Raw genomic sequence first — 17,643 nt, 5'->3', positions numbered from 1 at the left:
CCATAAAGTGAGGTGCGGATGTCTCCCGGGGCAACACCGAGCAGGCCACCCGTCATGGGGGATGTAGCCAAGTTGGCCGGGGTCTCGCACCAGACTGTTTCCCGCGTCCTGAACAACCACCCCAATGTCAGCAGCAAAACCAAGGAACGCGTGGAATCGGCTATCGCGAGCCTTGGATACAGGCGCAACACGGCCGCACGCAGCTTGGTGACGCGGCGGTCCCGGACCATAGGCGTGCTTGCCTGCGAAACCGGCCAGTACGGACCTGCCAATACTTTGCTGGGAGTTGAACAGGCGGGCCGGGAAGCGGGCTACTTCGTCAGTATCGCCAACCTCCGCGAAGTAACAGGCGACAGCATCAACGACGCCATCGCCCATTTCCGCAACGAGTCAGTGGAGGGCGTGGTCATCCTCGTACCCCATCCGGATGTCCTGGCCGCCCTCCGTGACGTCATCGTCCCGTTTCCCATGGTGGCCGTGGGCGCCGGAACTGGGAACGAACTGATGGGTGCTTCACTGAACCAGCGTTTGGGAGCGCGGTTGGCGGTGGAACATCTCATCGGGCTCGGACACCGCCACATCGGACACATTTCCGGTCCGACGCACTGGATTGACGCGGCTGAGCGCATCAAGGGATGGCAGGAGGCACTCGGCAATGCGGGCTTGGAGGCGCACGTTCTTCTCCAAGGGGGATGGGATGCCGCCTCGGGATATGAAGCAGGCCTGGCGCTCATCGAACAGCGCAAGCTCGAGGATCAGCCAACTGTCACTGCTGTCTTTATTGCGAACGACCAAATGGCTGTGGGAGTCCTTCGCGCCCTCCAGGAAGCCGGGTTGCGGGTCCCTGAAGACATCAGTGTGGTGGGTTATGACGATCAACCTGAAGCTGCGTTCTTCCTGCCTCCGCTGACTACCATCAAGCAGGACTTTGAAGAACTCGGCCGCCGTTGCATGTCCGCGCTACTCCAGCAGTTGGAAAGTGAAGCAGGCAACGAGGACCAGATCGTGAATCCCCGCCTGGTGATCCGCTCGACTACGGCGCCGCCAACTCCACCCGCTGCGTTGTAGCTAGATCCATGCCGGCGCGGCCGGCATTTCCTGCGTTGGGGCGCCAGGTCCGGCGGCTGTGATGCCGCTGTTGCCGCGGCCTGCGGCCCATTCGACGACGGCGGGAAGGGGGCCGGTGATGATCGTCGGCTCTCCAGCGGTGGTGTCGCCGAACGTAAGGCTCGTGCCGTTCCCGGCAGTGTCGTTGACCTTGATGAGAAGTCCGGTGTCGGTGCCGCGGATTTCCCATGCACCGGTGATGTCGCCGAGTAGACGTTCGAGGACCGACGTAGGGATGTCGTTGAAGGTGGCGCCGTTGTCCAGGTCCACGGCGTGGACCCACACTTCGCGGGTGCGCATCCACACTGTTTCGGATGCTGGCACGGTGCGGCCTTGGGCGGTGCGGACTTCGTGGGCCCAGTTCGCGTCCGGGAGGTCGCGCCATTCGACGGTCAGGTGCACTGCGGAGTGGTCGAAGAGGTTCCGCAACGCGATCGGGGAAAGCGTGGCACCGAAGTTTATTTCCTGGTTGCGGGCCTCGGGCGAGGCATACATCGGTGTTTCCACACTGCTGGCGGCCCATTCCACGAGCCGGGCGATCGCACGAGCGTTGTAGCCCACATGTGCTACAACGTGGCGGCGGGACCAGCCGGCCAGCAGCGACGCGCCGTCGAGCTCTGAGTCGGCAAGTTCATTGAGCTTCCGGGCAAAGAAGGCGGTTCCCCGCCGCGCCTGCAGGAGTTCTTCCTGCAGGCGCGGATCGGTGGCGAGATCGTGGCGGGCGACCATCAGGCTTCCTTGACCACGCGGTTGCTTAGCTGGCCCAGGCCCTCGATGGTGGTGACCAGCAGCTGGCCTTCCTGCAGGTACCGCTTGGGGTCCTGGGCGTGCCCGACGCCGCCGGGGGTCCCGGTGGCGATCACGTCGCCCGGGTTCAGCGTGATGATCGTGGAGATGTAGGAAACCAGGAATTCGGGGGTGAACACGAGGTCGCCGGTGGGAGTGCTCTGTTGGATCTCGCCATCCACGGCGGAAGTCATGAGCGGGCCGGCGGTGAATTCGTCCTTGGTGACAAGGGCAGGGCCGAACGGGGTGGAGTTCTCCCACGTCTTGCCCTGGAGCCACTGGATGGTGCGGAACTGGTAATCGCGCATGCTGATGTCGTTCAGGACCGCGTACCCGGCAATGTGGTCGGCTGCGTCCGCCTCTGTGATGCGCCGGCCCTTCTTGCCGATGATCACCGCGAGCTCGGCTTCCCAGTCCACGGTGTCCGATTCCTGCGGCAACGCCAGGTCATCGTTCGGGCCGATCAAGGATTCCTGGTACTTCGCGAACAGGGTGGGGTACTCGGGGATCTCCCGGCCCATTTCCTTGATGTGGTTGCGGTAGTTGTGGCCCACGCAGATGATCTTCCCTGGTGCAGGCACGACGGCGGCGAGGTCGGCGCCGTCGAGCGCGTGCGTTGCGCCGTTGGCCGCCTTCGCCGTGGTTTCCCAGGCGGGGTCGGCCAACAGCGCGCCGACGTCGGCGAAGCCGGGAATCTCGGTGAGGGTGTCGCCGTCCTGGCGGACAGCTTTGGTGCCTTCAGCGGTGCGGAGGGTGAGGAGTCTCATTACTTGCGTCCTTCGGTGTAGCTGCGGTTGAAGTTCAGTCGTTCGAAGATGGGGGCGTCGCTGAAACGGAACAGGTCAAACGAAGTTTGTGAAACAGCGTCGGCCTGCAGCGACCACTCCTGCCAGGACGGGACCACGAACAGGTCACCCTTGGCCAGGTGTTTGGTTTCGCCGTTCAGGACAACGGTGCCGGTGCCTTCGAAGACCTGCCAGACACTGGAACCGACCTCCCGGAGCAGCTCGGTGGTGGCGCCGGCGCGGAGGCGGTGGAATTCGGCGCGGATGGTGGGCATGACGTCCCCGCCGGTGGTGGGGTTTGAGTACCGGATGGCGGCGTGGCCCTGGGAGACGGTGGCCGGGTGGCCCTCGTCCTCCAACAACAACTGCTCACGGAGGGCTGCGTCGGTGTGCTCCCAGCGGTACGCGGCGATGGGGGAGTTTGTGGTGTCCTGCAGACCGGAGAGCGGACGGAGGCCCGGGTGGGCCCAGAGACGTTCAGAGCGCGAGATGTCCGGCGTGGCTTCGTCCGTGACGCGTTCGGTGCCGAACTCGAAGAACCCGGCGTCCGCGTAATGGACGAAGGGGATGTCCAGCCCATCGATCCATGCCATCGGCTGGTCGGTGTCGTTGTGGTGGCCGTGGAAGTTCCAGCCCGGGGTCAGCAGGAAGTCGCCGCGGCGCATCGCCACAGGATCGCCATTTACGACCGTCCAGACGCCTTCACCTTCGACGACGAACCGGAAGGCGTTCTGCGAATGCCGGTGCTCCGGGGCGGTCTCGCCGCCGCCCAGGTACTGGATCGCGGCCCACAGTGTCGGCGTCGCGTACGGCGTGCCGGCCAGGCCCGGGTTGGCCAGGGCAATGGCGCGGCGTTCCCCGCCGCGGCCAACGGGCACCAGGTCCCCGGCACGCGCAGCGAGGGGGTACAGATCATTCCAACGCCACACATGCGGGACGGCCTTCGGGGTTGGGACCATCGGCATCAGGTCACCGATTTCCGTCCACAACGGGATCAGGTTCTCCGACTCGAAGTCCTTGTACAGCTGCTCCAGCTGCGCCTGTTCCTCGGGGGTCGGCTCCGGCAGGGCGTGGCTGGCGGCCACAGATGCATGAGTCGTGTTCTCGGCGCTGATGGACACGTAGGCCTCCTCGATAGGGTGAACAGTTTTGGCGTAGTTCGACCCTACGGATTACCGTCAGTGATCCCGAGGATATTCTGTTCTGCAGAATTTGTTATCCGGGTTCTGCCGGGTTGGCTGCGATGTCGATCTCCAGCTGTCGGCAGGTTTCCCGCAGGGAGGCGACCAAACCGGCGTCGAACACTTTGCGGAACCGGGTGGCAGGCGTGGCGACGGTTAGTGCCCCAACCACCTGCCCGTGCCGGTTGTGGAGTGCCATGCCGAGGGCGCTGACTCCTTCCTCCGTGCCCTCGAAGTTGGCCGCGAAACCGTTGTTCCGGATGCTGTCCAGTTCGCGGATAAAGGCGGCATACTCTGCGTCCGGGATGGTGTCGCCGCCTATTTCGGCATTCTGGCTGCGGAAGAGTTGTTCGATCATCGCGGGTTCCAGTTCGGCGAGCATCGCTTTCCCGCCAGAGGTCTTGTCCGCCGGCATGACCGTCCCCTGACGGTCTCCGATACGCAGGACGTTGCTCCCCTCCACTGTTGCGAGGAAGCGGACCTTGGTGCCCACACGGACCATCAGGTTGACCGTCTCATCGAGCCGTGCGGACAGCAGTTCCATATGGGGCAGCGCCAAATCCCTCAGCAGCCTGGTCCAGCTGAGGCCGGCGGGGCCGACACCCATTGCCGGTCCCGGGACATAGCGCCGGTTCTCGTCCTGCACCGCGAAGCCCCGGTAAACGAGCATTGCAAGGAGCCGGTGGGCAGTTGAGGGAGCCACCCCGAGCTCTGCTGCTGCGTCCTTGAGGCGGAGCGCGCCGCCGTCGCGGAGAAGCTGGAGGAGTTGCAGGGCGTTGTCTACCGCCTCAATGGAATACGTGGGCCGCTTCTGCACGGGCTTCCGGCTGGACTGGGTGGCGGGCTTGTTCTGCACAACAGAATTCTATGGTGCTTCGGTTGCTGTTCACCTGACAGTGGTGGGATGAATCACACACTTCCCGCTGCAGCGTCGCAACGGCCTACTGCCGACCTTGGCCGCATGGCCCCGCGCTTCTCCAAAGGCCCGGCACTCGCCGTGCTGGTCTGCTGGCTGCTGGTGGTCTTCGACGGCTACGACCTCATCGTCTACGGCACCGTGCAGTCCTCCCTGATTTCCGAAACCGGCTGGGGCCTCACCAAGGCAACAGCAGGGACCATCGGTTCCATGGCGTTCCTCGGCATGATGATCGGCGCCATCTTCGCGGGCCGCATGGCCGATTCGTGGGGCAGGCGCAAGACCATCCTCGGCTGCGCGATCGCCTTCTCGGTGTTCACCGTCCTCTGCGCCTTGGCACCCAACGCGGCTGTCTTCGGATCGTTGCGACTCCTCGCCGGCATCGGTCTCGGCGGGCTGGTCCCGTCCGCCAACGCGTTGGTGGCTGAACTGGTCCCGGCAAAGTGGCGGTCCACCATTGCCACACTGATGATGTCCGGCGTCCCGATCGGTGGATCCATCGCTGCGTTGGTGGGCATTCCCATGATTCCTGCCTTCGGGTGGCAGTCCATGTTCCTCGTGGCTGTGGTGGCCTTGGTGATCGTGGTGCCGCTCGGGCTGAGGTACCTTCCGGAGACGCTCGTATCCACAGGATCCGGCGGCAAGGACTTCCAAGAGCCCGCCGGTTTCGGCTCCCTGCTCCGCGCACCCTATCTGGGTGTCAGCATGCTCTTCGCCTTGGCTACCATCGCCACGTTGTTCGCCTGGTACGGGTTGGGTACGTGGTTGCCCAACCTCATGCAGTTGGCTGGCTACAACCTGGGGTCGGCGCTGACCTTCGCCCTCGCGCTGAACCTCGGCGCAGTCGCCGGCTCGGTCATCACAGCTTGGGCGGGCACACGCTTTGGTCCGATTCCGACGGCGATAGCGGCAGCCGCAGTAGCCGCCGTCGGGCTTTCGGTCCTGTTGGCCGGGCCGCCGGTCACGGTGGTGTACCTCGCTTTGGTGCTTGCCGGCGTCGGAACCCATGGCACGCAGTGCCTCATTATCGCTGCGGTGGCGAGCCACTATCCGGACCACTTGCGGGGGACAGCACTTGGCTGGGCGCTCGGCACCGGGCGCATTGGCGCAGTCGTTGCGCCGCAGGTGGGTGGCCTCCTGCTTGCCGCCGGTCTCGGCGTCAACTCCAACTTCCTCGCGTTCGCCGGTGCCGCCGCCATTGCAGCGGTCCTGTTGGCCGCCGTCAGATTCACCATCAAAACCAAAATCTCCCAAGGAGCAAGCAATGTCTGAAAACACCACGTCCACCGATGTCCTGGTTGTGGGAGGGGGTATGGCCGGGCTGGCCGGAGCACTGGCCCTGCGTGAAAACGGTGCCAACGTCACGCTCGTGGAACGGGCGCCGGAGTTCGGTGAGGTAGGCGCGGGCTTGCAGATGGCCCCCAATGCCTCCCGCGTCCTGAAACGCTGGGGTTTGCTGGAGAAGGCGCTGGAGATCGGAGTCCAGCCCAAGCACCTGGTGTTCCGCGACGCAGTCACGGGCGAGGAACTAACGCGCCAGAGCCTGAAAGGCGAGTTTGAGGAGCGCTACGGCGCCCCATACGTGGTGATCCACCGAAGCGACCTTCACCGCGTGCTCCTCGAAGGATGTGAAGCGGCGGGCGTGAAGCTGGTCAACGATGTCATGGTGGACAGCGTTGAAACCGTAAACGGACGCGGTGTTGTCCACACCGCGGCTGGTGTGGACTATGAAGCAGACGTGGTGATCGGGGCCGATGGTCTCAAGTCGACGCTGCGGCCGCTCGTAGCAGCAGACCAGCCCGTTTCCTCCGCCTACGTTGCCTACCGCGGCACGGTGCCCATCACCGCGGAAACCCCCGCCACGGACCTGGAGGATGTGGTTGTCTACCTCGGTCCGGACTGCCACCTGGTGCAGTACCCCCTGCGCAAGGGCGAACTGCTCAATACCGTGGCCGTCTTCAAATCGCCGTCGTTTGAGCGCGGTGAAGAACAGTACGGGGGAGTGGACGAACTCCAGGCCGCCTACAAGGACTGCGTCCCCGCCGTGCAAGCAGCGCTCGCCAACCTCGGCACGGGCATCCGCTGGCCCATGTACGATCGCGAACCGATAGAAAACTGGGTTGCCGGACGCATGGTCCTGATGGGCGACGCAGCGCACCCCATGCTCCAGTACCTCGCCCAGGGCGCCTGCCAAGCCCTCGAAGATGCGGCGGTGCTGCAGGACGTCAGCAACGGTACGGTCTTCACCGCCGACGGCGTCAACCCGGATGCGTGGGACGAGGCCATTCGCTCCTTCAACTCGGTCCGGGCCGCCCGAACCGCCCGGGTCCAGCGCACGGCACGGATCTGGGGAGAATCCTGGCACGTGTCCGGAGTGGCCCGGGTACTGCGGAACCTGCTGTTCAAGAGCCGCAAGGACAACGACTTCCAGTACAACGACTGGCTGTACGCAGGCAACGTCGACGGTAGCCCCGCTTTGGTCCCGGCGCCTTCCAGCCAGACGGACCGGATTCCCGCCTGAAATGCCGGGCCCGGTGCCTTACGTAGAATAGAAGCCATGACTTCCACCAGTACCCCCGCTGCAGACACTGCAACTGCCCGTGCCCGACTTCTTGAACTCATCAAAGAATTGGCGGTGGTCCGCGGAAAGGTGATCCTCTCCAGCGGCAAGGAAGCTGACTACTACATCGACCTCCGCCGCATCACCCTGCACCACGAGGCCTCCAAGCTGGTGGGCCAGGTCATGTTGGCAATGATCGACGACGCCGGGATCCCGGTTGAGTGCGCTGGCGGACTCACCATGGGGGCCGACCCCGTGGGTACCGCTGTCATGCACGCCGCTGCCGACGCCGGCCGTGCCGTGGACGCTTTCGTTGTCCGCAAGGCCCAGAAGTCGTACGGCATGGGTCGCCAGGTGGAAGGTCCCTCGGTTGAGGGCCGCAACGTGGTTGTCCTCGAGGACACGTCCACCACCGGCGGCTCCGCACTTACCGCCGTCGAGGGCGTCCGTAAGGCCGGCGGCAATGTGGTTGCCGTCGCCGTCATCGTGGACCGTGACACCGGCGCCAAAGAGAAGATCGAAGCCGAAACCGGCGTGCCTTACCTCTTTGCCTTCGGCAAGGACGAACTGGGCCTCAACTAGGGAGTTTGTGTACGGGGGATGCCCCTAAAAGCGTATTTTAGGGGCAACAACCGTGCACGAACTACGGGGCTGTAAGGCAGTGCCCGCGAAGCCTATGCTAGCTGCGTGGACGTTCAAGTAGGGAAGCTCCAGGCTCCGCCGGAGGTGAACGAAAACCTCCCGGGCCGGGGCCCTGCCATGCCCGGATCCGGGCCAGAGGACGCTGCCGATCCCGCTGCCTGGGCCCGGATCCTGCCCCATGTTTCCCGGATAAAGCGAACATCGCGCCGTAACTTCCTCATCACTGCAGTGGTCTCGCTGGCGTTGGCGGGAGACATGCTGCTTACCCGTCGCGTGCAGGCCGAGCGGCGGGCCACAAAGATCCTCCGCGTCCCGGATTCCTACTCGGATCTCTACTTTCCCAAGGCCAGTTGGATCCTCTTTCCCGGATACAAAACCAGCTGGGAAGAGGCACAGTGGATCCTGAACTCACTGCGACCTGCCCTTCACCAGCGCGGCCGCCTTGCCGCCGTCGGGTATTCCAACCTTGGCCTGGACGTTGATGAGATCGTCCGGGAACTCATTCTCCACGTGCGCGAGCTGGGGCTGGAGAAGCTGTATTTCTATGGCCACAGCTTCGGTGGGATGCTCGCCACGCAAGTTGCCGCCCGTCTGCTGGAGCTGCATGGTGTCCAGACCCAGCTGATAGTCCTCGATTCCAGTCCCTTCAGCCGCGCTGATGTGCTGGACCAGAGCTGGTTCGACGGCGTGGTGTTCCTTTATGAGAATGGCTTCCGCATCCCTTCAGTCCTGCGCGGCGGCTATGAACTGGGGGAGCGGGTGGCGCACAAGGACGAACGCACCTGGCGGCAGATCCTGGACCAAAGCCTGGAGCAGCTTTCGCCGATCGCCCCGTCCAGCGTGCTGATCCAGACGGAGTCCGCGTATATCTACCACTTCGATGGCCTGCGTTTAGCCGGCAAAATCGGCCCGGCCAAAATGGCATTCCTCGGCAACGCCAAGGACAACACGGTCAATTATGAGTCCGCGCGGGCGGGGTGGAGCAAGGTCTTCGCGGCGAACATGAAGCTCCCGGTGCTCAGCACGGAGGGTGCCCGGCCAGCGCACGCCAGCCCTCAATGGAGCGCCGACGTTTACCGGCCCCTGCTGGAGCGTGTCCAGAATGAGCTGGAGCCGCTGCCACCTGCACCTGACGAGCCGTCGTACCAGGAGCCCAACGGACGGGTTATCCGGCCGGCCTAGGTTTTTGCTGGGGATTTTCCTGCTGGGCTGCGGCTCTCATTCAACCCGGCTCTCATTCAACCCCGCTCTCATTCAACCCCGAAGCGCTTCAACCTCGACGGCGGTGAGGCCCGCCTCGCGCAGGAAGCCGCGGGCGTCCCCGAACTCCCGTGCGAAGCCGACCAGGAAATGCCGGATTGCCGCCTCCGGGCTCTGGAGGATCATGAGGTCAGGGCTGAAATATTGTGCGGGTGTGGAGGGGACGTGGAGCCGCCACGTCTCGGCCATGACCTGCAGCAGGTTGGGAAGGTTGCGCGTGGTGGCCGTGTAATCCTTCACCACAGCCTCGTCCGATTCGCCCGCGGCCATGAGCGCGATCGCCGACACCACTCCGGTCCGGTCCTTGCCCAGCGAACAATGAACCAGCGTGCGCTTGCCTTCCGCGACAGGACGCAGGGCATCGGCAACCCACTCCGGCCGGACGCGGATCCAGCCCAGATACAGATTCCCCAGATCCTCGGGAGTCTCCACTGCCTGCAGAGACCCCGCCACTGCGTTCGGGTCCAGCGGATTATGGATGAGCTCGACTCTCAGGACAGTTTCCTTGCGGCGACCGTCGTCAGTCCACCCGCCACCGCCGTCGGGCTTGGTCGCGTTCGAACGAGAGGACCCGTTCGGAACCAACCACGGAACCAAGGAACGCTCAAGCTCGCTGCGCAGGTCCATGATTGCCTGGATGCCGTGCTCCGCCAGGAACCCCGATGTCGCGGCAGCATCCAGGCCAAACGGCTGGCTCCCCCTCAGTATCCGGCCACCGGCCAGAGGACGGAGGTTGAGCACAGCCATGACGGGACTCCTTTGGCTTTAGATCTGGCTCTTGAGGTCGGCCACGGAGCTCAGGATCTGGTTGGGCCGGAACGGGAAGGACACGATTTCTTCGCGTTGGGTGATGCCACTGAGCACCAGGACGGTGTGAAGCCCGGCTTCCATTCCTGCCACGATATCGGTGTCCATGCGGTCGCCGATCATGGCCGTGGTCTCCGAGTGGGCGTCGATCTGGTTCATGGCCGAACGGAACATCATGGGGTTCGGCTTGCCCACGATGTACGGTTCCCGGCCGGTTGCCTTGGTGATCATTGCAGCGATTGCGCCCGTTGCCGGCATGGGGCCGTCCTTGGAAGGGCCGGTGGCATCGGGATTGGTGGCGATGAAACGGGCGCCGGCCAGGATGTGGCGGACAGCCATGGTGATCGCTTCGAAGGAGTAGGTGCGGGTTTCGCCGAGCACCACGAAGTCAGGTTCCGTGTCCGTGAGGATGAACCCGGCTTCGTGCAGGGCGGTGGTGAGGCCGGCCTCGCCGATGGTGTAGGCGCGGTTGCCGGAATCAGAAGACTGGACCTGGTCCTTGAGGAACTGGGCCGTGGCCAGCGCCGACGTCCAGATGTTCTCCTCCGGAACTTCCAGCCCGGAGGCGCGGAGGCGGGCTGCGAGGTCGCGCGGGGTGAAGATGGAATTGTTGGTCAGGACAAGGAAGCGCTTGGACGTATCCACCCAGCGCTGGATGAGCTCGGCTGCACCGGGAATTGCCTGGTTTTCATGAACCAGCACGCCGTCCATGTCCGTGAGCCAGCATTCGATTTCGTGGCCGTTCCGGTACACCGATGCGGACGTGTGGGGCGTGGATTCTTCTGCCATATTTGCCTCCGGCTGGGGTTGGTCATGCACTGCCTCCCAGTCTTTCATTATTCGAGCAGCTAAACATCCCAGGCATTCCTCTATGTGGGTAGTTCTACCCATGTGGAAAACCGCCGTGACTCGCCTGCTACTCGACGGACTGAACTACGCTTGTTCCGGTACAGGCGTGCCACCACCGTGGGTCGGGGGATCGACATGGTGGATTTTTTGTGTCGCCGCACGTCAGCAGGTCCCCAGCACTGGATCGACAACCGGATATCCCCGGATACGCCGGTACTCAACACGTTTGAAAGGGCCTGTCATGAGCAACAACAATGGAGTGCCGCAGCCTCCGTACAATCCCGACGGCGTGCCGCAGCCGCGCTACGAAACCGGCCAGGAGCAGTATCGGCAGTATCAGCCGGGCCAGACCCAGCCGATGTATCGGCCGGAAGCACAGGAGCCGCCTTCGGCTCAGTCCGTGGCGCCCGGGCAGGACGGTCAGACCCAGGCTCTCCCCACACAACCTGCAGTGACCCAGGTTTTCCCCGCGCAGCAATTCCCAACCGAGCAGGGCCACCCTGACGGCGAGTTCGCCGAAACGGTGCACCGCTACCCACAGGCGCAGCAGGGTCAGCCCGGTTTCCCGCCGCCGGGCAGCGGATACCCTGGCCAGCCCGGATACCCGGACCAGCAAGCCAGCGGCCAGCCTGGCTACCCCGGTCAGCCCGGCTACCCGGACCAGCAAGCCAGCGGCCAGCCCGGCTACCCTGGTCAGCCCGGCTACCCGGACCAGCAAGCCAGCGGCCAGCCCGGCTACCCTGGTCAGCCCGGCGGACCCAGCCAGGGCCCGGGCGACCACAACAAGAAGGCGCTGTTCCTGATCCTCGGCGGGATCGCCGTCGTCGTGATCATTGCGCTGGTGGTCGTGTTCGCATGGTTGATTCCTTCGGTGACCAAACCTGTGGCCGTGGAGACGCCCGTGCCTTCCACCAGCGCCTCGGACGGAGCGTCCGACGCAGCGGCCGAGCCGTCCAATGACCCGTCCGACGAGCCTTCAGCCGACGCAACCGCCTCCTCGGAGATTCCGGAGGGTGCCATCCCGCTGCCCAGCGTGTGGGAAGACTTCGCCGGCCCAACCAATGTCCCCGCCGACGGCGACCCGCTGTTCAGCAAGTGGGTCACGGGCGAATCGTCCTTCCAGTACCTGGCCGAGTGGACCCACGACGAATCCTTCGGGATCACCAAGGACCCCACCACCGGTGAGGAGATCCAAAAGAAGGCCCAAGGCACGGTGGAGGCGGACGGCGACGGCATTGCCCTCGCTTACGCGTTCTTCGCCGAGTCCGACGAAGGCAAGTTCGGCAAGGATCCGAAAGAGATCAAGGCTGCGATCGAAGATATTGAGGCCCGCTACAAGGGCATGACGGCCACAGAGCTGCCCCAGAACCTGGTGGGCCACAAGTGCGCCTCGGATTTCAAGACCTCGATGCCCGAGATCCGCGAATTCCGTCGTGGCGCCGCCGTGGTCATCGGCTTCACCTGCACCAATGCGCGTGGGGAAGAAATCCAGGCAGTCAACCTGTTCTCGGTAACACCGTGGGGAACTCCGCAGATGCTGGGCGTTAGCGGGCACAAGACCTACTGGGATGCCCACCCTGGTCTGATGGAGCAGCTGGCCAACTCGTACCGCATCAACAAGTGGAAGATGGTCTAGGCGCCCGGGCCAAGAGGCGAAGAGGCAAAGAGACGCCGGGCAAAGAGGCACAGACCGGGCAGGGCTAAAGTTGAGGGGTGACTGACCTTCCCCCCAACACGGCCCTGCCCACTTCCGAGGTTCCCGCAGCGGACGGCGAGGCTGAAGCGAAACCGGAGGTCGGCGTCGGGCCGTGGGAAGGCGAGTGGCCGGTTGGCGAGCACTGGGATCCGGACCTGTTGAGGGATGGTGACCGCCGCAACGTGGTGGATCAATACAGGTACTGGAAGCACGAGGCGATCGTCGCGGACCTGGATTCCAAGCGGCACGAATTCCACATCGCGATCGAGAACTGGCAGCACGACCTCAATATCGGAACGGTTGTGCGCACAGCCAACGCGTTCCTCGCCAAAGAGGTCCACATCATTGGTCGACGCCGGTGGAACCGTCGCGGGGCCATGGTCACCGACCGCTACCAGCACGTCCGCCACCACCCCACTGTCGAGGACTTTGTCCAGTGGGCGCAGGGGGAGGGGCTTGCCGTGATCGGCATCGATATCTTCCCGGATTCCGTGCCGCTGGAGACCTACGACCTCCCGGAGAAGTGCGTCCTTGTGTTTGGCCAGGAAGGCCCGGGCCTCACACCCGAGGTCCATGAGGCCGCTGTTGCTACGTTGTCCATTGAGCAGTTCGGCTCCACGCGTTCCATGAATGCTGCATCGGCTGCGGCGATCGCGATGCACGCGTGGGTCCGCCGGCACGTGTTCCAGCAGCCGGTCTCGTAGCCTCCCGCCGAGATGGCATTTGATGACAATCCAAGCGCCGCGGATTGTCATCAAATGCCATCTCGCGGAGCGCGTGGGTAGCCAGCCTGTGGATAACCTCCCGGAGGCCGCTCAGGGGAGCCAAAATGGGGCATGCGCAGGGCGACACTTCCGGAACATCTGACCACGGGTTCCTTCTCTGTGCGTGCATCGGACAAAGCCGGCGTTACGCGGTCCCGGACACGTGCCAAGGACTTATTGGTGGTTTCCCGGGGAGTCCGTATGCCGGCCGGGTCCGAGGCTTCCGGGTCATTCGCCTTGAGGGCTTACACGGACCTGGACGATTCCTCCATCCTGGTTTCCTTGTCCGCCGCCCGGATCTGGGGTGTCCCCCTGCCAGGCAACCGCAGCGGGGATTGGCGCATTCATCTGGCCCGGCGTAGGGGGTTCAGTTTTCCGCGGCGGGTCAACGTGGCCGGACACCTCCTCACGCTTCTTCCGGAAGAAGTGGTCGAGTACGACGGCGTCAGGCTCACCTCGCCGGCGCGGACGTGGTTGGACTTGGCCGCGTTGCTGCCCTTGGAGGACCTGGTTGTGGCCGGTGACCACCTTGTGTGTTCGCATGGCCCCGATTTCCCGGTGCCCAAGGAAGCCCTGTGCAGCATCGAGGATCTGACGGAGATCGTCCGCCGCCATCCAGGCATGCGTGGCGTACGGACGGCCCGCGCAGCACTGGAACTCATCCGGGTGGGGGCGGATTCTGCCCCGGAGACGCTGATGCGCCTGGTCTTGGTCAATGCGAACCTGCCGGAACCCACACTCAACCACGTTGTCCGCGATGCCCTTGGCCGGCCAGTGCTGTGGCCGGATGCCGCCTACCGCGGGTTCAAGGTCTCCCTTCAATACGACGGCCAACATCATGGCGGCGCGGACCAGCACCTTAGGGACATCGAGCGCCAGGAAAGGTCCCTCGCGCATGGCTGGCTGGAGGTCCGGATCTCCAAGCACGACCTCCAAGGCGACAGACCCGCCGTCGTGCATAAGGTACGCCGTGCATTGGAGAGCCGTGGCTGGCGCGCGAGATGACACTTAATGCCAATGTCAGCGCGCAGGATTGTCATTAAATGCCAACTCGGCGGAAGTGTTAAGAGCCCCAGTGACCCGAAACACGGCGTCCCGGCGGATATCGCTAGGATGGGAGCTAGCCGTAAGCGGTCTACTCCAGGGTTACCAACCCACAGACGAATTCAGCATAGGAGTCACCATGCCCATTGCAACCCCAGAGATTTACTCCGAGATGATCGACCGCGCAAAGGCTGGCGGATTCGCTTTCCCCGCGGTCAACGTGACGTCGTCGCAGACTCTGAACGCTGCGATCCGCGGTTTCGCCGAGGCCGAATCCGACGGCATCATCCAGGTTTCCACCGGTGGCGCAGCCTACTGGTCCGGCGCTTCGGTCAAGGACATGGTTGCCGGTTCCCTCGGTTTCGCCGCGTTCGCCCGCGAAGTTGCCAAGAACTACAACGTCAACATCGCCCTGCACACGGACCACTGCCCGCAGGACAAGCTCGCAGACTTCGTTCTTCCGCTGCTCTCGGCTTCCGAGGAAGCCGTCAAGGCCGGCAAGGACCCCATCTTCAACTCGCACATGTGGGACGGCTCGCACGAGACCCTCTCCGAGAACCTGCGCATCGGCCGCGAACTGCTTGAGCGCGCAGCTGCCGCGAAGATCATCCTCGAGGTCGAAATCGGCACCGTCGGTGGCGAAGAAGACGGCGTTGAGAACGAAATCAACGAGAAGCTCTACACCACCACCGAAGACGCTCTCGCTACCATCGAGGCCCTGGGTGCCGGCGAAAACGGCCGTTACCTGACCGCCCTGACCTTCGGCAACGTGCACGGCGTATACAAGCCGGGCAACGTCAAGCTCCGCCCCGAGCTGCTCAAGCAGATCCAGTCCGAGGTTGGCGCCAAGATCGGCAAGGATAACCCGTTCGACCTCGTGTTCCACGGCGGCTCGGGCTCCACCGAGCAGGAAATTGCTGACGCCGTTTCCTACGGTGTGATCAAGATGAACATCGACACCGACACCCAGTACGCGTTCACCCGCCCGGTTGCCGGCCACATGTTCTCCAACTACGACGGCGTCCTGAAGGTCGACGGCGAAATGGGCAACAAGAAGACCTACGACCCCCGCGTCTGGGGCGCTTCCGCCGAAGCCGGCATGGCCGCGCGCATCGTTGAAGCAGCCCAGCAGCTCGGATCGGTCGGCAAGACTTTCTAATGTCCGACGAATTCCGCAAGAACCTGATGGGGCCGGAGCCCACGCTCCTGCCCGCCGAAACCGAGATTTACCAGCACCTGGCTCTCGGCAAGGAAGCGCTGGACCTCGTGGAGAAAAACCCCACGTCGTCTCTTCTGTGGGCAATCCTCGCTGAGGAAGCCTGGGCTGAGGGCCGCACCATCGACTCCTACGCTTACGCCCGCGTGGGCTATCACCGGGGACTGGACTCGCTGCGCCGCAACGGTTGGCGCGGCGTCGGACCGATCCCGTGGGAGCACGAGCCCAACCAGGGCTTCCTGCGCGCGCTCTACGCACTGGGTCGTGCCGCAGCTGCAATTGGCGAGGCCGAAGAGCCGGAGCGGATCGAGAAGTTCCTGAACGACTCAGACCCGAAGGCCAAGGCAGCGATCGAGGCCAGCTAACGCCTGCGCTACTAAAGCAAACGACGACGGCGGCCCTCACCGAAAAGGTGAGGGTCGCCGTCGTCGTTACCCACCCAAGTAAGTCGCATTTGTGCGCGTTTTAAGCCTTTGTGATGTCTCAGGACTTCGTAGACACTTCATGTCTCATGACACTGTGGACACTTCATGTCTCAGGACTTCGTGGACACTTCGTGGTTGAGCGGTTTCCGGCGGTCTTTTAGTGGCGGGTATTTGGTTCGTTTGCTTCGTGTGCCTCGAGGGTCAGCAGCGACTCCTGAGGGTTTGCCGTTGCCGACGTAGAGCGTGCCTTTGACGGGGATGGGGTGCGTGATGATCTCGGTGCCGTGGGCATCGAAGAACATCACCGTGGTGCTGTCGTAGATGATGTGCACGGCGGTGCCGGCTAGTTCCTTGCCCATGTTGAAGGCCGTCCCGAACACGGTGACACGGCCGCCCTTGGTGACGCGGCGTTGTTCGCTTTGACGTTGCTCATGGATGGTCACCGCAGGCTCGGGCAGGGCGGGAGCAGGAGTCTTCGGGGTCGCGTGCCAGGCTTCCTCCGGGGTCTGTTTCCCTGGCAGTGCCTGGTGTTCGCGTTCGGTGTTGTAGTACTGGTCGAAGGTGTCGATCTGGGCTTGCAGGATGGCCATGGTCGTGGCCGGTGGCTGCTTACGCAGGTAGCGGTGCAGGGTGAAGTGGAAGCGTTCGTTCTTGCCTTGGGTGGTCGGCTTCCCAGGTTTGCCGGTGATGGGTTCGACCCCATGGGATTTGAGGTATTCCACGAGCGCTCCGGTGCGTCCGCGGCGGGTTGGATTCAGCGCTGCACCGTTGTCGGAGAGGAATTTCTCCGGCACGCCGTGACGTTCGATGGCCAGGGACACGACGGCGATGGCGGCCTCGCTCGTTTCCCCGGTCGCGACCAGAGATGCCAAGGCCAAGCGGGAGTGGTCATCGATGAGTTGAAAGATCGCCACCTTCTTCCCGTTCGCGAGCGGCCACTCGGTTGCGTCGATCTGCCAGCATGCGTTCGGCTGCGGGTAGACGAACCGTTTCTGAGCGTTGTGTGGCTTCTTCCGCGGCTCGGGGATGACGACACCGGCGCGGCTGAAGATCCTGGCCACGGTCGCTCTGGATGGTGGCGCGAAGCCTTTGCGGGACAGGGTCGCGATCACCGACAAAGGGCCGTGATCGTAGCCTCCTTTTTCCAACGCTGCCCGTGTGGCCAAGAGGAGTTCGATCATCGCCGGGGCCGTCGCCGTGGGGCTCGTGAACGGAACTGGCCGCTTCGTTGCCAAGGCCTCCACCGGGCCCGCAATTTCGGCTTCTGCCCGGACTTTGTAAAACCAAGCCCGTGAGACCCCGTGCTTCTTGCAGAACTTGCTGACTTCACCCCGAGGGGCATCAGTCGGCCACAACGCGACTGCTTGACGGACGCTCAACTTCGGTGCGGGTTTGCTCATGAAACCGAGCAAACCCGCACCGAGTGTCTACGAAGTCCTGAGACACACTGTCCACGAAGTCATGAGACATAAGTGTCCATTAAGTCTTGAGACTTCACACGCGTTTTAAGCCTTCTAAACGCGCACAAATGCGACTCAGTTGGGTGCGAAGCGCGGGCGGCCCAGGGGAACCACCAGCGGCGTGTGCGGGGACCTGCGCAGCATG

At 63.8% G+C, this 17,643-nt stretch carries 17 protein-coding genes; 10 read left to right on the top strand and 7 right to left on the bottom strand.

Translation table 11 applies throughout. The features are described 5' to 3' along the window. Positions 1–54: 54 nt before the first annotated feature. Positions 55–1,068, top strand: coding sequence for a LacI family DNA-binding transcriptional regulator (locus tag AC6I97_RS22135; RefSeq protein ID WP_497946801.1), 1,014 nt, complete (start codon positions 55–57; stop codon positions 1,066–1,068). On the opposite strand, the gene AC6I97_RS22130 is transcribed toward AC6I97_RS22135, so the two are convergent. The 4 genes from AC6I97_RS22130 to AC6I97_RS22115 form a co-directional block, all read right to left on the bottom strand. After that, positions 1,069–1,836, bottom strand: a complete 768-nt coding sequence (locus AC6I97_RS22130) for a maleylpyruvate isomerase family mycothiol-dependent enzyme (RefSeq protein WP_497946800.1) — start codon at positions 1,834–1,836, stop codon at positions 1,069–1,071. It abuts the gene before it with no gap. Then, positions 1,836–2,660: a fumarylacetoacetate hydrolase family protein gene (locus tag AC6I97_RS22125; RefSeq protein ID WP_497946799.1), complete on the bottom strand. Its 825-nt coding sequence runs from the start codon at positions 2,658–2,660 to the stop codon at positions 1,836–1,838. Before AC6I97_RS22125 ends, AC6I97_RS22130 begins: the two co-directional genes overlap by 1 nt. Beyond that, complete coding sequence (locus AC6I97_RS22120) at positions 2,660–3,799, bottom strand: cupin domain-containing protein (RefSeq protein WP_497946798.1); 1,140 nt, start codon at positions 3,797–3,799, stop codon at positions 2,660–2,662. The genes AC6I97_RS22125 and AC6I97_RS22120 overlap by 1 nt, the downstream gene beginning before the upstream one ends. 94 nt (positions 3,800–3,893) lie before the next feature. Next, entirely contained in the window at positions 3,894–4,715 is an 822-nt protein-coding gene (locus AC6I97_RS22115) for an IclR family transcriptional regulator (protein WP_497946797.1), read from the bottom strand. 48 nt (positions 4,716–4,763) lie between these two features. Between AC6I97_RS22115 and AC6I97_RS22110 the strand changes: the two genes are divergently transcribed. The 4 genes from AC6I97_RS22110 to AC6I97_RS22095 all read left to right on the top strand — a co-directional run bounded on the left by AC6I97_RS22110 (position 4,764) and on the right by AC6I97_RS22095 (position 9,159). Next, a complete protein-coding gene (locus tag AC6I97_RS22110) occupies positions 4,764–6,047 on the top strand; it encodes an MFS transporter (RefSeq protein WP_224094010.1) in 1,284 nt (427 codons plus the stop codon). Next, entirely contained in the window at positions 6,040–7,296 is a 1,257-nt protein-coding gene (locus AC6I97_RS22105; RefSeq protein WP_497946796.1) for an FAD-dependent oxidoreductase, read from the top strand. The genes AC6I97_RS22110 and AC6I97_RS22105 overlap by 8 nt, the downstream gene beginning before the upstream one ends. Positions 7,297–7,332: 36 nt before the next feature. Further along, the gene (gene pyrE, locus AC6I97_RS22100) at positions 7,333–7,917 is read left to right on the top strand and encodes an orotate phosphoribosyltransferase (RefSeq protein ID WP_216922127.1); all 585 of its coding nucleotides are present in this window, start codon (positions 7,333–7,335) and stop codon (positions 7,915–7,917) included. A gap of 105 nt (positions 7,918–8,022) precedes the next feature. Next, entirely contained in the window at positions 8,023–9,159 is a 1,137-nt protein-coding gene (locus AC6I97_RS22095) for a thioesterase domain-containing protein (RefSeq protein WP_497946795.1), read from the top strand. A gap of 72 nt (positions 9,160–9,231) precedes the next feature. Here AC6I97_RS22095 and AC6I97_RS22090 read toward each other — a convergent pair whose 3' ends face one another. Further along, on the bottom strand, positions 9,232–9,984 hold the full coding sequence (locus AC6I97_RS22090; protein WP_497946794.1) for a tyrosine-protein phosphatase: 753 nt from the start codon (positions 9,982–9,984) through the stop codon (positions 9,232–9,234). An 18-nt stretch (positions 9,985–10,002) separates the two neighbouring features. Continuing rightward, positions 10,003–10,833: an HAD-IIA family hydrolase gene (locus tag AC6I97_RS22085; RefSeq protein ID WP_223935648.1), complete on the bottom strand. Its 831-nt coding sequence runs from the start codon at positions 10,831–10,833 to the stop codon at positions 10,003–10,005. A gap of 301 nt (positions 10,834–11,134) precedes the next feature. On the opposite strand from AC6I97_RS22085, the gene AC6I97_RS22080 reads away from it, so the two are divergent. The 5 genes from AC6I97_RS22080 to AC6I97_RS22060 all read left to right on the top strand — a co-directional run bounded on the left by AC6I97_RS22080 (position 11,135) and on the right by AC6I97_RS22060 (position 15,978). Then, entirely contained in the window at positions 11,135–12,529 is a 1,395-nt protein-coding gene (locus AC6I97_RS22080) for a hypothetical protein (protein ID WP_497946793.1), read from the top strand. Between the two features lie 77 nt (positions 12,530–12,606). Further along, positions 12,607–13,293 carry a TrmH family RNA methyltransferase gene (locus tag AC6I97_RS22075; RefSeq protein ID WP_497946792.1) on the top strand — a complete coding sequence of 229 codons (687 nt, stop codon included), beginning with the start codon at positions 12,607–12,609 and terminating at the stop codon, positions 13,291–13,293. Positions 13,294–13,425: 132 nt separating this feature from the next. Then, entirely contained in the window at positions 13,426–14,358 is a 933-nt protein-coding gene (locus AC6I97_RS22070) for a putative endonuclease domain-containing protein (RefSeq protein ID WP_497946791.1), read from the top strand. A gap of 178 nt (positions 14,359–14,536) precedes the next feature. After that, a complete protein-coding gene (gene fbaA, locus AC6I97_RS22065) occupies positions 14,537–15,556 on the top strand; it encodes a class II fructose-bisphosphate aldolase (protein WP_224166240.1) in 1,020 nt (339 codons plus the stop codon). Further along, the gene (locus AC6I97_RS22060) at positions 15,556–15,978 is read left to right on the top strand and encodes a DUF3151 domain-containing protein (RefSeq protein WP_224094027.1); all 423 of its coding nucleotides are present in this window, start codon (positions 15,556–15,558) and stop codon (positions 15,976–15,978) included. The genes fbaA and AC6I97_RS22060 overlap by 1 nt, the downstream gene beginning before the upstream one ends. Before the next feature lie 170 nt (positions 15,979–16,148). On the opposite strand, the gene AC6I97_RS22055 is transcribed toward AC6I97_RS22060, so the two are convergent. Beyond that, positions 16,149–17,438 carry a DDE-type integrase/transposase/recombinase gene (locus AC6I97_RS22055; protein ID WP_497943955.1) on the bottom strand — a complete coding sequence of 430 codons (1,290 nt, stop codon included), beginning with the start codon at positions 17,436–17,438 and terminating at the stop codon, positions 16,149–16,151. Between the last annotated feature and the right edge of the window lie 205 nt (positions 17,439–17,643).

The sequence above is a fragment of the Arthrobacter sp. TmtSoilC48 genome (genome assembly GCF_059739425.1).
Note: the sequence above shows the minus strand (reverse complement) of the source record. Positions and strands in the feature narration are given on the sequence as shown.